The 235-nt window shown below is 47.2% G+C and carries 1 pseudogene; it reads right to left on the bottom strand.

The features are described from left to right. Positions 1–235: pseudogene (locus B3180_RS08960) on the bottom strand (saccharopine dehydrogenase family protein); the annotation flags it as partial.

Below are 235 nucleotides of genomic sequence, written 5' to 3'. Positions count from 1 at the left end.
CGGATTAAAGTTGGTTGCAAATGCCTGACCGTGGTCACCACCGTTACAGTCAACAATGTCCAGGTAATGGACTTCATCAAAGTAATGCTTAGCGGCATAGGCGGTAAAGACGTTGGTTACGCCCGGATCAAACCCGGCTCCTAATAACGCCATTAAGCCTTTTTCTTTGAAGCGCTCTTGATAAGCCCACTGCCATGAGTATTCAAATTTGGCTTCGTCTTTTGGTTCGTAGCGC

Origin of the sequence: Idiomarina sp. UBA4206, assembly GCF_002383015.1 — a bacterium.
Classification (GTDB): domain Bacteria; phylum Pseudomonadota; class Gammaproteobacteria; order Enterobacterales; family Alteromonadaceae; genus Idiomarina; species Idiomarina abyssalis.
Note: the sequence above shows the minus strand (reverse complement) of the source record. Positions and strands in the feature narration are given on the sequence as shown.